13 protein-coding genes, 1 tRNA gene and 1 pseudogene are annotated in these 13,835 nt (G+C 46.1%); 8 read left to right on the top strand and 7 right to left on the bottom strand.

Going from position 1 to position 13,835, the window contains the following annotated elements; genetic code table 11:
- Nucleotides 1-87: pseudogene (locus tag LW728_RS01325) on the top strand (Uma2 family endonuclease); the annotation flags it as partial.
- A 109-nt stretch (nt 88-196) separates the two neighbouring features.
- On the opposite strand, the gene LW728_RS01320 reads toward LW728_RS01325, so the two are convergent.
- Nucleotides 197-946: a PEP-CTERM sorting domain-containing protein gene (locus LW728_RS01320; protein ID WP_287668971.1), complete on the bottom strand. Its 750-nt coding sequence runs from the start codon at nt 944-946 to the stop codon at nt 197-199.
- A 337-nt stretch (nt 947-1,283) separates the two neighbouring features.
- On the opposite strand from LW728_RS01320, the gene LW728_RS01315 reads away from it, so the two are divergent.
- The 5 genes from LW728_RS01315 to LW728_RS01295 all read left to right on the top strand — a co-directional run bounded on the left by LW728_RS01315 (nt 1,284) and on the right by LW728_RS01295 (nt 5,857).
- A complete protein-coding gene (locus tag LW728_RS01315; protein WP_287668974.1) occupies nt 1,284-2,180 on the top strand; it encodes an ABC transporter permease in 897 nt (298 codons plus the stop codon).
- Nucleotides 2,181-2,617: 437 nt separating this feature from the next.
- Nucleotides 2,618-3,799, top strand: coding sequence for a M20 family metallopeptidase (locus tag LW728_RS01310; RefSeq protein ID WP_287764817.1), 1,182 nt, complete (start codon nt 2,618-2,620; stop codon nt 3,797-3,799).
- A gap of 22 nt (nt 3,800-3,821) precedes the next feature.
- Nucleotides 3,822-4,289, top strand: a complete 468-nt coding sequence (locus LW728_RS01305) for an MEKHLA domain-containing protein (RefSeq protein ID WP_287668500.1) — start codon at nt 3,822-3,824, stop codon at nt 4,287-4,289.
- 366 nt (nt 4,290-4,655) lie between these two features.
- Nucleotides 4,656-5,357: an orotidine-5'-phosphate decarboxylase gene (gene pyrF, locus LW728_RS01300; RefSeq protein ID WP_287764814.1), complete on the top strand. Its 702-nt coding sequence runs from the start codon at nt 4,656-4,658 to the stop codon at nt 5,355-5,357.
- A complete protein-coding gene (locus LW728_RS01295) occupies nt 5,321-5,857 on the top strand; it encodes a hypothetical protein (protein ID WP_287668505.1) in 537 nt (178 codons plus the stop codon). The genes pyrF and LW728_RS01295 overlap by 37 nt, the downstream gene beginning before the upstream one ends.
- On the opposite strand, the gene prmC is transcribed toward LW728_RS01295, so the two are convergent.
- The 4 genes from prmC to LW728_RS01275 all read right to left on the bottom strand — a co-directional run bounded on the left by prmC (nt 5,854) and on the right by LW728_RS01275 (nt 8,935).
- Nucleotides 5,854-6,738, bottom strand: a complete 885-nt coding sequence (gene prmC, locus LW728_RS01290; RefSeq protein WP_002800783.1) for a peptide chain release factor N(5)-glutamine methyltransferase — start codon at nt 6,736-6,738, stop codon at nt 5,854-5,856. The genes LW728_RS01295 and prmC overlap by 4 nt on opposite strands.
- Before the next feature lie 5 nt (nt 6,739-6,743).
- Entirely contained in the window at nt 6,744-7,544 is an 801-nt protein-coding gene (locus tag LW728_RS01285) for a Tic22 family protein (RefSeq protein ID WP_287764810.1), read from the bottom strand.
- Between the two features lie 606 nt (nt 7,545-8,150).
- Nucleotides 8,151-8,585, bottom strand: a complete 435-nt coding sequence (locus tag LW728_RS01280; protein WP_287668513.1) for a hypothetical protein — start codon at nt 8,583-8,585, stop codon at nt 8,151-8,153.
- A 277-nt stretch (nt 8,586-8,862) separates the two neighbouring features.
- Nucleotides 8,863-8,935 (bottom strand) — tRNA-His (locus LW728_RS01275).
- A 102-nt stretch (nt 8,936-9,037) separates the two neighbouring features.
- Here LW728_RS01275 and LW728_RS01270 point away from each other — a divergent pair.
- Nucleotides 9,038-9,424 (top strand): DUF4359 domain-containing protein, encoded by a 387-nt coding sequence (locus LW728_RS01270; protein WP_002800780.1) that lies wholly within the window; start codon nt 9,038-9,040, stop codon nt 9,422-9,424.
- A gap of 135 nt (nt 9,425-9,559) precedes the next feature.
- Here the strand turns inward: LW728_RS01270 and LW728_RS01265 are convergent, their stop codons facing one another.
- Nucleotides 9,560-10,063 (bottom strand): DUF3122 domain-containing protein, encoded by a 504-nt coding sequence (locus tag LW728_RS01265; protein WP_149974146.1) that lies wholly within the window; start codon nt 10,061-10,063, stop codon nt 9,560-9,562.
- A 327-nt stretch (nt 10,064-10,390) separates the two neighbouring features.
- On the opposite strand from LW728_RS01265, the gene LW728_RS01260 reads away from it, so the two are divergent.
- Nucleotides 10,391-13,018, top strand: a complete 2,628-nt coding sequence (locus tag LW728_RS01260) for a chloride channel protein (protein ID WP_287668517.1) — start codon at nt 10,391-10,393, stop codon at nt 13,016-13,018.
- Between the two features lie 8 nt (nt 13,019-13,026).
- Here the strand turns inward: LW728_RS01260 and LW728_RS01255 are convergent, their stop codons facing one another.
- Nucleotides 13,027-13,407 carry a DUF1830 domain-containing protein gene (locus LW728_RS01255; RefSeq protein WP_002733612.1) on the bottom strand — a complete coding sequence of 127 codons (381 nt, stop codon included), beginning with the start codon at nt 13,405-13,407 and terminating at the stop codon, nt 13,027-13,029.
- Nucleotides 13,408-13,835 lie beyond the last annotated feature (428 nt).

The following is a 13,835-nucleotide window of genomic DNA, read 5'->3' as shown; positions in this document are numbered from 1 at the left end:
GCGGCCAAACAACGAGCAGAACAACTAGCGGCACGATTGCGGGAATTAGGGATAGATCCTGAAACTATTCCTCAGATTGACTTTTAAATTTAGGCAGAGCCTAAATGTTTGGTTACAAGGCAGAGCCTTGGAACCAAGTATCAAAAACCCCCCAAAAAAGAGAGAGGAAACCCGCGTCTCCTCTCCCTTGTAGGCATTATTTTCTAGCTTTGCGGACAGCACCCCCTAGCATTAAACCGCCCAGTGTGATAAAACCAAGAAGGCTCGCGGGTTCGGGGACCGGAACGGGTGCGGGCTGATTTCCGGGCACGGTCAACACACTCGACATCGCATACAGCGACTTCGCAGTGGAAGAAACGTCAGTGGTCTGCGCTATCCAACCAGAAAAAACCACGGAATCAGCCTGCCCCGCGGCCACGGAACCAAAGAACCCTCCTCCGCCCAACTGATTCTGAGGAAATCCGGTACCGAGATAAACTGATCCTGTCCAAACAAGGTTGGAGGAGATAACATCGTTAGGTTGTAGATTTATGGGGTGTTGGAGAGACCCATCCCAGAGATCGGCATTATTATTGGCGACCTTGTTGCCATCTATGAGGTAGATGGGAACATCTGGCTGACTGCCATCAGTACCGGTATTGACTTTGGCAGAGGTAGCGAAAGTAGAACCGATCGCCTTCCAAGTGATTGTACCCAGGTTAAATCCTGCCGTTGTTAATTGCGTAGCAAGAGCGCTTCCTGTTACCTGGTTGGTGACAAAGGTATTGTAGTCGTTGATGTTGGAGCTTGTTGCATTCCGTGTGCCGGAGGTGACAAACACCAAACGATACTGATCGCCCGGATTCAAGCCTGTAGGGACGACCACCAAAGCAGCCTGTGCCGCACTGGTTCCCAGAGTTGCCAGGGCAACCCCGGCGGAGACAATGCCGAGTTGTTTTATTTTCATCAAAAGAAAAGGGTTAATGGTAAATGGTTTGAGTGCTTAGGACATTTAGATTTGGGTTAAGCAATAGGGCAACCCAAAACAATGACCAGCGAACCTAACATTCAAGAGGGTACACACTTCCCCCCCCCGCGTTGTATCAAAAGCTACAATTTAATAAATATTTACATTCTTCTCCCCCAAGGCTTGCGCCCCTTGTATATTGGAGAAGTGGTAGGGTGTCAGCCTTTTCTTCGAGAGGATTTGCTGATCACCGGGACCCCAAGAGAGCCATCTGATCACTTATAAACTGTTGACTATCTAAATTACTCGTTAAGACTGCATTAGAGGTAAATATTTCATGAGCCAAACCATCACACCTTCTTCCTTAAAAGCTAGTTTAGCCCCCAATCCCACTAGAGCAGCAACGGTGGAGGATGGGGGAAATGTGCTAGGGGAATTTCTGCAAGAAACTCTGGCCATGACTAAACGTCTGTTCATCCAATTACAACGTCGTCCTTCAACCCTAATCGCGGGGGTAATTCAGCCCTTTATGTGGCTGATTTTATTCGGGGCATTGTTTTATAAGGCTCCCCAGGGACTATTCGGCAACGATCTCAGTTATGCTAAATTTCTCGCCCCCGGAGTGATTGTCTTTACCGCTTTTTCTGGGGCCCTCAATGCCGGTTTGCCGGTAATGTTCGATCGAGAATTTGGCTTCCTTAACCGTCTCTTGGTAGCACCTTTAACCACTCGTTACTCGATCGTGGCCGCTTCTACCATCTATATTATCGTCCTCAGTTTCATCCAAACCGCCTCGATCGTGGCTGCTAGTGCCTTTTTAGGGGCCGGATTGCCTAGTTTAGCCGGATTAGGTGCGATCGCTTTGATTGTTTTCCTAATAGTTTTGGGGATGACTGCCTTGAGTCTCAGTTTAACCTTTGCTCTGCCCGGACATATCGAATTAATCGCCGTCATTTTCGTCACCAATTTACCGCTTTTATTTGCCAGTACCGCCCTCGCTCCCTTAAACTTTATGGCAGATTGGTTACAAGTAATCGCTAGTCTCAACCCTCTTACCTATGCGATCGAACCAATCCGTTATATTTATTTCAATCAGCACTGGTCTTTTGATAGCATAGTCTTACAAACCCCTTGGCTTGACCTCAATTTCTTGACAGTTTTAGCCCTGCTCTTCGCTTTCGATCTGCTAATCCTTTTGGCAATTCAGCCCTTACTTCGTCGTCGTTTTGCTTAAATCAGTTATCAGTTATAAGTTATCAGTTTACTGTTCACTGAAAAGCCTACAACTTTCTCACCACCAAAAACTAGACAAGTAAGTAGTTATAATTAAATTGAATATAGATTTTGCCTCTGATCCCCCCTTAGTCCCCCCTTGATAAGGGGGGTGCCGATCCCCCCTTAGTCCCCCCTTAATAAGGGGGGTGCCGATCCCCCCTTAGTCCCCCCTTAATAAGGGGGGTGCCGATCCCCCCTTAGTCCCCCCTTAATAAGGGGGGTGTCTGACAACTTTTAACGCCTACCTACTTAACTCCTGCATCCTCTTGACAAATTAGCTTAGTCCTAGGTTGAAAGAATGCCGAGAAGACAGTTGAGACTGAAAATCAGCCAAGTCGAATTTTCAGGTAAAAAATGCTCTATGATTAACCCTAAAGATACTCTAAAACTGGTTTCATGCTCTCCGAGATTAAAAACATAGCCGAGAGTCTCGCACCCCGATTAGTGGAGATTCGCCGCCACATTCACGCGAATCCAGAGTTAAGCGGGCAAGAATATCAAACTGCCGCCTATATTGCCGGGGTTTTGTCTTCCTGTGGTCTATCGGTGCAGGAAGCGGTGGGAAAAACGGGAGTTAAGGGAGAATTGGCAGGAAAAGGCAGTGATCGAAGGATTTTAGCCATCCGCGCCGATATGGATGCCCTACCGATCCAAGAAAAGACGGATTTAGACTTTGCTTCCCGCAAACCGGGGATTATGCACGCCTGCGGTCACGATGTTCATGCTACCGTCGGTTTAGGGGTGGCGATGGTGCTTTCCCGTCTTTCGGAACCTTTGGGGGGAAAAATACGCTTTCTCTTTCAACCAGCAGAGGAAATCGCCCAGGGGGCCAGTTGGATGATCCGGGAGGGGGTGATGCGGGATGTCAGCGCCGTTTTCGGGCTGCACGTTTTCCCCTCGATTCCAGCCCGATCGATCGGGGTTCGTTACGGGGCCTTAACTGCGGCTGCCGACGATCTGGAGATCTTTATTCAAGGGGAATCAGGCCACGGGGCCCGGCCCCACGAGGCGATCGATGCTATCTGGATCGCCTCCCAAGTAATCACCACTTTGCAACAGGCAATTAGTCGGACTCAGAACCCTTTGCGTCCCATCGTCCTCACCATCGGGCAGATTAGCGGTGGTCGCGCCCCCAACGTCATCGCCGATCAGGTACGCATGGCAGGAACAGTGCGATCGCTGCACCCAGAAACCCACGCCCATCTCCCGGAATGGATCGAGAGTTTGGTCACGAATGTCTGCAGCACATATAACGCAAAATGTCAAGTAAATTATCGTCGGGGCGTGCCATCGGTACAAAATGACCAATTTTTAACCCGGTTAGTCGAAGAAGCTGGTTTAGAAGCTTGGGGACAGGATCGGGTTTTAATTCTCTCGGAACCCTCCATGGGGGCCGAGGATTTTTCCCTTTATTTGCAACAGGCCCCGGGGACAATGTTCCGTCTGGGAGTGGGTTCTCCTCACCTCCTCAATCCCCCCCTTCACCATCCGGAATTTTTAGTGGATGAGTCGGCAATTCTGACGGGAGTGATTACTTTAGCCTACGCGGCCTATAAATATTGGCAAAGGGAAGATTAAACCGGTTTTTCAAGATAATTTTATGGAAATTTGGGAAGATTTAGCTATTATAGCTTGGACGGAATTGCTGCTGGATAATTATGAACGATTAATCGGGCGATCGCTTTTGCCCCGGATCGGTACTGGCAAAGAACAGAGTAAAATGCTCTTTTATGCCCCTTTTGTGCTAGTTTCCCACGGTACACAAACTAATCCGATCTTCAATTATGGTAATCGCTGCGCCCTCGATCTCTGGGGTTTAACTTGGCAAGAATTATTAACAACTCCTTCGCGAGCGACGGTAGAGGGAGAGGAAATAAAAATTGAGGAAAGACAAAAAATGCTGGATTTAGTCAAAAAACAGGGCTATATCAACGATTATCACGGGGTAAGGATCACGAAAAACGGTCAACTATTTCGCATTGAAAAAGCGATCGTTTGGAATATCATCGATCGTGATGGCATTTACTGCGGACAGGCTGCCACTTTTGCCGATTGGATTTTTCTCTGATTTAAGCTCCCCGCTCCCTTCTCCCTTCTCCCTAATCCATAATTCATAATTCCCTCTCCCCACTTCCCAATTCATAATTCATAATTTATAATTCATAATTCATAATTCATAATTCCCTCTCCCCACTTCCCAATTCATAATTCATAATTTATAATTCATAATTCATAATTCATAATTCCCTCTCCCCACTTCCCAATTCATAATTTATAATTCATAATTCATAATTCATAATTCCCTCTCCCCACTTCCCAATTCATAATTTATAATTTATAATTCATAATTCATAATTCATAATTCCCTCTCCCCACTTCCCAATTCATAATTTATAATTCATAATTCCCCACACCCCCACTGTATCGCCCCAATATGACCAACTCAGACCGAATTATTGTTCCCCTCGATGTGCCGGATTTAGAATCAGCGATCGCACTGCTCGATCTGTTGCCGGAAGTCAATTTTTGGAAAGTGGGACTAGAATTATTTGTCAGTAGCGGTGCAGAAATTCTAGGGATTCTGCAAGAAAGACAAAAAAAGAGCTTTCTCGATCTAAAATTTCATGATATTCCCAATACGGTCGCCGGGGCCTGTCGTTCCGCCAGTCGCTATCAAGTGGATTTACTCACCCTGCACGCTACGGCCGGACGGCAAGCGCTGAGGGCGGCTAAGGAGGCAATCTCTGACCTGCTATCCCCGCCAAAACTTCTCGCTATCACCGTTTTAACCAGCCTTAACGCCCGCGAATTAGCCCTCGACCTCAAAATTCCCCTAGAACTATCGGAATATGCCTTAAATCTGGCATTATTGGGCAAAGAATCGGGAATTGATGGGGCGGTTTGTTCTCCCCAAGAAGTGGCGCAATTGCGTCGCGTCTGTGGAGAGGATTTTCTCTTAGTTTGTCCCGGAGTTCGTCCCTCCTGGTCAAGCAAAGGGGATCAAAGTCGGGTGATGACTCCGGCCCAAGCGCTTAAAGCTGGGGCTGATTATCTAGTAATTGGACGACCGATCACCGGTGCGGAGGAGCCAAAAATAGCATGGGCAAAAATTTGTCAAGAATTAGCCGACATTTAGCTGTATTACTGGTTATTTTCGGGATTAACTTCCCAGCAGTTAGTCGTCCTCTTTCTAGCTGTCCGGAGGATTTAAATCTTTTAGTCGATCGCCTCTTGTCAGATTTACCCGGTTATGCTAATCGAGTTATTACCCGTTCCCAAATCGACCAAAAATTATCTACACCGGTTTTTGTGATTATTGCCGGTCGTCCCGAATTTGCACCCCTACCTTTAACTGCTAGTCAATATTCCGGTCAAATTGCCGATGACACTCAACAGGTTTTTTTTACGACTTTAGAGCGTCAGTATAGCAAAAATCGCTCTGTCAGCCTCCAGAATTATCACTGGTTATTTTTAACTAAAACTGGGGAAGGATGGCGATTAGTGACGGTTTACAGTCAATTAGCTTCCCTTGAACCCGCTCAAGTCCCCTTACCTCCCCTAGAAACCAGCCAAGGCACCATCGGCCAAGCGGTGCGTCTCTGGCTGCGGGACTGCGAAGCGGGTACATTGCGCTAAATTCGCTCGGCCAAAACAAAGCGATCGAAACCTGCTAGGTCGTTAATAATCTGAATTTGTCGATAATTGCCCTGATTTTCCAGCATTTGCGCTACTTTTTCCCCTTGACCGGCTCTCATTTCCACTAGCCAAAGGCCTCCCGATCGCAGATAATCGGGAGCAGTGGCCACTAGATAGCGCAGCGCAGTCAATCCGTCTTCACCTCCATCGAGGGCCAAACGGGGTTCATGTTCCCGCACTTCAATTTGTAAGTCGAGGATTTCTGCACTGGGAATATAGGGAGGATTGGACAGCATACCGCTAATCTGTCCTTTCCATTTCTCTAGGGGAGTCCACCAAGAACCCTGTTTTAAGATAATTCTGTCGGCAAAACCCGTCTTGATGATATTTTCTTTGGCGATCGCTAAAGCCGTTTGACTGTAATCAATAGCATATATCTCTGCTTTTGTCAAGATACTGGCTAAACCAATAGCGATCGCACCGCTACCGGTTCCCAGATCTACCCAGATTCCCCCGTCGTCTCCTCTGACGGTTTCTCCAACAATATCGATTAATAACTCGGTTTCGGGACGAGGAATTAAGACCCCCGGGCAGACTTTTAGAGTAAAATTACGCCAGACCACCGATTCGAGCAAATACTGCAAGGGAACCCTTGCTTGCAGGCGTTTTTGCCAGCGTTTAGTAATTTCCGACCAAGAATAACTCAAGGGGATTTTTTCTCGTTCCCGAAAGGATTGTAAGCGCAGGGAAAGATTATCTAAATCTGTCACTGCTTGCAGAAAGATATCCACTTCCTTCGGAGATATTTGCGCTTGCTCTAAATCAGCGATCGCCTGTTGGCGCCATTGACTTAATTCTTGACCGGAAATACTAGCAGTCACAAGGCTTAACGATTGGGGGCGGGGGGATTACTGGTATTATTATTAGGGCGTGGCTGATTTGCCGGGGGTTGGTTGGGAGCATTTTGGTTACTATTTGCTCGGATAAAATCAATCGTTTCTTGGCTAGGAAAGAGGAGAATTTTAGTTAAAGCTTCATCGTTACTTTGTTGTAGGGTAGCGATGACACTTTCTAAGGGAATAACATCAATTTTCACCGTGGTCGCTTCTGCGGGATTAGCTTTTTTATATTGTTCTACCATTTGCAAAGCGGCGGCCTTTTCAAAGAAGAAAGGAATCAAATCCTGATTATTGCGACTGATCACCAGAAAATTACTCTCTTTTCCTGCTTTCGGCACAAATAAAGGTACACCACCTTGATATTGTTGACCTCTTTCACTGAGCAGTTTTTTCGCCGATTCTACTTCCGACTCTTTGGGAACAAAATCGACAATTAAACGATTTTGATCGGTTTGACTGGCTTGCATTTTATAGACTTGTGCCAAAGAAACAGGCTGAACTTTAACTTTACTGGCCACTTCAGGATTCTCTTTTTTCAGTCGTTCAAAAAAGTTTTGTGCGTCCTGCCGACTGATAAAAACTCCCGTGAATTTCTGTTCTTTTTCTCCCACGGCAATTAAGGGGACTCCTTGATCATCAGCAATAGCGAAGACAGGTACAAACTGCAAGGTTTTGACGATTTGTTCTTCCGGTAAAGCGAGTGCTTTAGAATAGCTGCCCAGCAGCGAAGTCAACATTGTCGTCCCTACTAAACCAAGAGTTGCTGTCCAACGAATGAGAGATTTCATCAAAATAATTACCTCGTTATTACTATTAACCAATATTTGCCGTTAATCTGAACTATATCGTCTACTTAACTCCTCCGATTAGGAGTTTTTTGATGAATAACCAGCCGCGAAAGTTCCCTTTATTGGCTGGCTTCTGAACCATCATAGCTAAAAAGATCCATACTTGGTCAGATGTGGTCGCAGCAGCGGCCAGGAAATAGGGGCAATTTATGGGCTGATCTGGGGAATAATAGGAATTAATTAGGGTTTGCTGAAAAAGTTTTTCGTGGGGGCAGGGTGTGGGGTGTGGGGTGTGGGGTGTAGGGTTTTACCGATTTTCATCTGGTCAATTACCTAATTTTCAGGGAAAAAGTACCTGAATTTTCCCCCCGCTCACTCCCAGGTCTGGTACTTTTGGATTGACAAAAAGTCTAAAAGTCTTATCCAGCAAGGTTTTTAGATTTATTCAGCAAGCCCTAATTAGATTTTTTAAGCTATATTTTCAAAAAAATCGCTTTAGCTACGGTTTAAGCTTGCTTTTGCCTTAATAAGCACCAACTTAAGATCAAAAGGCATCCTCTTGTGTGGATCAGTTAGTCAACCGGCTACCCTTTGATCTTGGCGCTGCTAATGATTTTCCGAGAGATGGCGCGGATGGGCGATCGCTAACCGCAGCCATTGATAGGAAACTAGATTTAAAATCAGTCCGATGATCAGTAAAATTGCCATGAGAGCGATTTGATACCAGGCAATCGGTCTGACCAAAAGATCGGCGATCAGATGGGCTAAATTCAAGATAGAATAGAGAATTGTTAGCCAGAAATGGGTTTTTATCAAGGAACGACTTTCACTAAAATTGACCCCGATAATCGCTAACATTGGCAGCAAAAAAAAGAGTAACATTCCCCAGAAAATCGGATCGAGATTGCTGGTTTGATGACTCTCGACGATCGATTGACCATGGAAGAGTGGCATTAACCCTAGTTGCGTGTGAAATAGGGTTCCCAAGAGAAATGTTGTCCAGAGAGCGGCAATTTTTTCGGGATATTTCGCTGTTTTCACGGTAATTATCCTCTTAATCGGTTAATATAAAAGACCGGGCTAGGTGAGAAAGTATTCTTAAATTTTTCCTAATCACTACATTCCGGAAAAAATTGCTGTATTTAAAAGGTCAATTTAAGTCTGAATGGCATCACTATCTGACCCATTAGATGCTAAACTCCCCAGACATTATCTTGCTGTTGAACGTTGTTAGCAACCACGATCGGAACTACTACAAAAAGGACGTTGATTTAGTGCGAATTTTAGTCTAGCCTGAAATCGAGGGTCTTAAAAATAGGGCGAACGAGGGGACTCGAACCCCCGAGTGGTGGAACCACAATCCACTGCCTTAACCACTTGGCTACGCTCGCCGTACACCTTTTCAAGTATAGCACAAGACGAATGGTTGACAAGAGGTTTTTTATCCTAATTCGGGCTATCGTTAGGGTAAGCGAGTGATGATTTGAGAGCTTATGAAATTGGCGCGGTTAGGGGGAATGGTGTTAGGAGTGGTTTTCGGGGGAATTGCGGGGATATTGCTGACAACTAACCCTAATCGTCAAGATTACGAACAATACGCTTCCCAGAGGTTAACTAGCTATCTTAAGGATAATGTCTGCGCTCGGGCGCAAGCTTCCATCGAGGTGCAGGCTCTCTTGCGGGGTTACTGTAAAATGTTGGTGGATACGGGTCATCCTTTTTTACAAGAAGCGATCGCCACTAACACCACTAGAAAGAATTTTCTCATTTTCAGCGTTTATCAAACGGAATTATCGTTCCCTCCCCCTTTACCTAGTTATCACTTCAGCACCGTCGGTTTTTTGAACAAATTATACATCTACGAAGCTTTAGAACTGTAGTCAGACAATTAGAATTTTGGTACTGATTGTATTGTAGTGGTGATAGCTGAAACTTTTGCTAATTGGGCATTGTAGTCAGATAAAGTACCAAACAGCCCCAAGGTGATTCTCAATTTTTCACCCTAACCCAAAAAGTCAAACATTTACGGAAAAAAGCAGACTTTGCCATTCCAAAAGTACAGGAATCGGGATACTGAGAGAGCGGGGATTGTCTAGGGGTAGGGAAAGCTCGATCGCTTCGGTAACGGGTAGCTGTGCTAAGATATCCCGCATCTTGTATTGACCAACGTTAGCTGCGGGTGATTCTTGGGCAAAAGCATCCTCAGCCGCTAAAATTTGCCCTTTAGCAGTGGTTATCGTTAATCTTTCTGGGTGAAGAAACTCAATCCCCTCTGGAAATCCCACCAAGCGCAAACTAATTTCTACCGTTTCCCCATCTTTAACTCGTTTAAATAACACCACCTGCCAAGGACTACCGGTATCATCGCGCAAACTATGACGGGATTGATATAACAGCTGCCCCGGTCCTTCTAGCTGTTGTCGAGTTAGAGCTAGTGCGGACAAGGAAAAATCGATTTGAAGGCTAATAAATAGCAAAAAACTGACGAGAACACAAAATAATAATAGAAATCGTTTCATAACTTTATTGACATTATCTAAAAAATGTGATAATAGCTTCGGCACTTGAGCTAAATTAACATAATTAGGGTTTGCTGAAAAAGTTTGTTGGTGGGAGCAGGGTGTAGGGTGTAGGGTGTAGGGTGTAGGGTTTTACCGATTTTCAGGTAGTCAATTACCTAATTTTCAGGGGAAAAGTCCTGGAATTTTCCCCCTGAGTACTCCCGGTCTCGGCACTTTTGGATTTCAAAAAGGTCTAAAAGTCTTATCCCACAAGGTTTTTAGATTTATTCAGCCAACCCGAAATAAATCCTCGCTCCGCCATTGCCTTGATTCTCCCTGATAATTATGGGACTTTTTGCCCGTCACCAAAACCTCCGTCAGTGGTTTAAATCCCAACACTTCGGACGTAGCGCCACCGATAGTCGTTATGCTTTACTGGTCGCCTGTTTAATCGGAATTCTCTCCGCCCTTGCCGCTATTATCCTGAAATTGGGCATCGGTTGGTTAGGTGGTTGGCGGGTGCATCTAGTAGCCAATTCCTCTCCTTTCCTAGTTTTGCCCCTCGGCGGTTTTCTGCTTGGCTACAGCGCCGGCTGGATTGTCGAACACTTCTCCCCCGCAGCCGCCGGGGGTGGTATTCCCCAAGTAAAAGCGGCCCTAGCTAAATATCCTTTGCCCCTGTCTTGGCGCGTTGCCGTCGTAAAAATGATCGGGGCGATCCTGATCCTTGGCGGTGGTTTAACCCTTGGTCGTCGGGCCCCCACGGTACACATCGGGGCAGCCCTAGCGGCCCAATTAAGTGTCTGGCTGCCCACCAGTCCCGATCACCGTCGTCAGATGATCGCAGCCGGGGCAGCCGCCGGGTTAGCGGCCGGTTTTACTACTCCCATCGCCGGAGTCCTCTTTGTGATCGAGGAATTAATGCGCGATGTTTCCAGTATGACCCTAGAAACGGCGATCGTGGCTTCCTTTACCGGGGCCGTAGTTTCGATGATGCTGCAGAATACCCCCTCGATCATCACTGAATATGCCAATATTAGCTTCTCTGCCCAAGAAATACCCATTTATTGCCTTTTAGGGGCTTTAGCGGGCTTATTGGGGGCTTTATTCAATCAAGGCATCCTTTTTTGTAGCCAGATGCAGCGGCGTTGGCGGTTATCTTTAGCTTGGCGCATCGGTCTGGTCAGTGGCTTATCGGGAACGGTAGTGGCTTTTTTACCCGACTTTTTTCGAGATAATACGGGTTTACGCGAATTTTTGCTGGCAGGGGAATTAAGTTGGCAGAATACCGCCCTCGCTTTTGTGGTCTATTTTTTCCTGACGATGATCTCCTATAGTTCCGGCGCCCCTGGAGGACTCCTCGCCCCCGCTTTGGTGTTGGGATCCTGCTTGGGGTTTCTGGTGGGGGGAATCGAGACGAAAATTATGGGTTTCGGCAGCGAACCTAGTTATACTTTAGCCGGTATGGGGGCTTTTTTTACGGGAGTAGTCAGGGTTCCAGTAACGGCGATCGTGATTGTCTTTGAACTGCATCGCAATTTTAATATTGTGCTGCCCCTGATGTTGACCTGTGCCGTTTCTTATATCACTGCCGAAAGCATTCACCCCGGTTCCCTCTATCAGCATTTACTTTCCGCTAGTGGTATTATTCTCAACGAAGAAACCCCTTCTAATGATGTGTTGGCCCATCTGTCGGCTATGGATGTGATGCAATCGCAGGTGGAAATTCTGCCGGCGGATTTACCCCTGGGGGAAGTGGTGAAAATTATGTCCCGTTCCCATCATCGCGGTTTTCCCGTGGTGGAACAGGGGCGACTATTGGGGATTTTTACCCAAAGTGATCTGGATAAATGGCGATCAAAAAACAGTCAAACAGTCCTACGGGAGATGATGACTCCCAATCCGATTACGGTGGCTCCCCAGGCAGCCTTAAGCGATGTTTTATTTCTGTTAAATCGCTATCAGCTTTCCCGTTTACCCGTTACCGACGGTCAAAAACTGGTGGGGATCATCACCCGCACCGATATTATCCGGGTGGAAGCTGATCAATTGGGGGGAGTTTGTCAACTGCCCCAACGCAGTACCCCTTCCTATGTGGTTTATCAAACTCGTTCCCCGGCTGTGGGAATAGGCCGGATTTTATTACCTATTGCCAATCCCGACACCGCTACCGCTTTGTTTAAAATTGCTGTTGCGATCGCCCGTGAACGCAATTATGAGATAGATTGTCTCTATGTGATTACTGTGCCTCGTCTTAGTTCTCCGGCGGAAGTCAGGGTGGATACGCGGGAAGGACGCAAATTACTTCATCGTCTAGAAAGATTAGCCCGACAGCAGAATATCTCTGTTCATACACAAATTTCTGTGGCTCAGGATATCGCCGACGGGATTTTGGCCACGATTCGCGAACGACACAGCAATTTATTAATTATGGGTTGGACGGGGGAAAGATCCACTACTGGGGCGATTTTTGGGTTTTTAGTCGATACTTTGATTGCTCAAGCTCCCTGTGAAACCATCTTGGTAAAATTGGGGACAAAGGATTGTTTTCCCAACGATCCTAATCGGGAAAGGATTTGGCTGATTCCCACCGCCGGCGGTCCCAATGCCCAACGCGCCTTAGGATTATTGCCTAGTTTGCTGTCTTTGTCCGAGTCTTCGGATTATCCCAAACTTTGGTTATGTAAAATCTATTCTCCGACGGAGTTACTGCCAGATCTGTCTATTTTGGAAGTTTTACAAGCATCTTTACAGAAAGCGATCGCACAGCCAGTCCTGCCTTTACCGATTCGTTCGGCCTCTCCGGCCGAGGCGGTAATTAATCTGGTAGAATCGGAGGATTGTTCTTTGGTGCTTTTGGGTGCATCTAGGGAAAGTTTGCTCAATCAGTTCTTAAATGGCAATATCCCCTCGACGATTGCCCGTGCCGTTAACTGCACTGTCATTCTCGTGCGAGGGGAATTATCGGAGTAGGTTATTAGCTAGGCGGAAGCTAAAGTTAAACCGAAGGGTACGGTATTGTCAATTTTGGCCCCTTGACTTTCCCCTAGGGAATGGGGGTAGAATATTTCCCCCTCTAGTTGACCATCGGAGTCATCGTCATCCCCATCGCTGATATAAAGGCGTTCACAGGGGATATTATCGGAAAGGATGGCACTGGCCATCATCCCCGTATGAATCTCTAAGAAAGCATCCGCTAGGGTCTCAAATACTAAACGCTGCCCGGGGAAAACCACCCTTTCAAAATACCAGTTAGCAATATTGGTGATGCGAACAATTTGAATATGATTGGTCGCATTGACATAGCAACAAAGAATACTATTTTTCTTGCCGTTGGGGAGGGGATCGAGAATCTGTGCCATAGCAATTGGGGTGATCTTAAAGTGGGTTTGTCATCGCTCCTTCACCGTAACATCCTTTGATCCCCGATAGCTGTAAAGATGATTACATTACTCTGATAAAAATCTACCGATAGCTTTTTCTGGTGATAGAAAGCGGTTTTTATTAAAAAATAATTAAATTTAACTAATGCCTAGTTTTGGCTATTTGTCAAGGGGGTAACTGCGCTTTTTTGCTGTTTTTCTTGATTTTTTGCCCAGCTATTTAGGGTCAATCCTAATTTTCAGGGAAAAAGTACCTGAATTTTCCCGCTGCTCACTCCCAGATCTGGTATTTTTTGATTGACAAAAAGTCTAAAATTCTTACCCAACAAGGTTTTTAGATTTATTCAGCCAGTCCTAAGTATGCGCTCTCTGATTCTATCTTTTTCGGTAACAATATCAACAACATT

Origin of the sequence: Microcystis sp. 49638_E5 (genome assembly GCF_021300285.1) — a bacterium.
GTDB lineage: Bacteria > Cyanobacteriota > Cyanobacteriia > Cyanobacteriales > Microcystaceae > Microcystis > Microcystis aeruginosa_C.
Note: the sequence above shows the minus strand (reverse complement) of the source record. Positions and strands in the feature narration are given on the sequence as shown.

What these genes read in the sequence shown, in the direction of transcription:
- pyrF (WP_287764814.1), top strand. Translation starts at nt 4,656, where the DNA reads ATGACCAACTCAGACCGAATTATTGTTCCCCTCGATGTGCCGGATTTA.
- LW728_RS01315 (WP_287668974.1), top strand. Translation starts at nt 1,284, where the DNA reads ATGAGCCAAACCATCACACCTTCTTCCTTAAAAGCTAGTTTAGCCCCC.
- LW728_RS01255 (WP_002733612.1), bottom strand. Translation starts at nt 13,407, where the DNA reads ATGGCACAGATTCTCGATCCCCTCCCCAACGGCAAGAAAAATAGTATT.
- LW728_RS01260 (WP_287668517.1), top strand. Translation starts at nt 10,391, where the DNA reads ATGGGACTTTTTGCCCGTCACCAAAACCTCCGTCAGTGGTTTAAATCC.
- LW728_RS01305 (WP_287668500.1), top strand. Translation starts at nt 3,822, where the DNA reads ATGGAAATTTGGGAAGATTTAGCTATTATAGCTTGGACGGAATTGCTG.
- LW728_RS01265 (WP_149974146.1), bottom strand. Translation starts at nt 10,063, where the DNA reads ATGAAACGATTTCTATTATTATTTTGTGTTCTCGTCAGTTTTTTGCTA.
- LW728_RS01285 (WP_287764810.1), bottom strand. Translation starts at nt 7,544, where the DNA reads ATGAAATCTCTCATTCGTTGGACAGCAACTCTTGGTTTAGTAGGGACG.
- LW728_RS01295 (WP_287668505.1), top strand. Translation starts at nt 5,321, where the DNA reads ATGGGCAAAAATTTGTCAAGAATTAGCCGACATTTAGCTGTATTACTG.
- LW728_RS01310 (WP_287764817.1), top strand. Translation starts at nt 2,618, where the DNA reads ATGCTCTCCGAGATTAAAAACATAGCCGAGAGTCTCGCACCCCGATTA.
- LW728_RS01270 (WP_002800780.1), top strand. Translation starts at nt 9,038, where the DNA reads ATGAAATTGGCGCGGTTAGGGGGAATGGTGTTAGGAGTGGTTTTCGGG.
- LW728_RS01320 (WP_287668971.1), bottom strand. Translation starts at nt 946, where the DNA reads ATGAAAATAAAACAACTCGGCATTGTCTCCGCCGGGGTTGCCCTGGCA.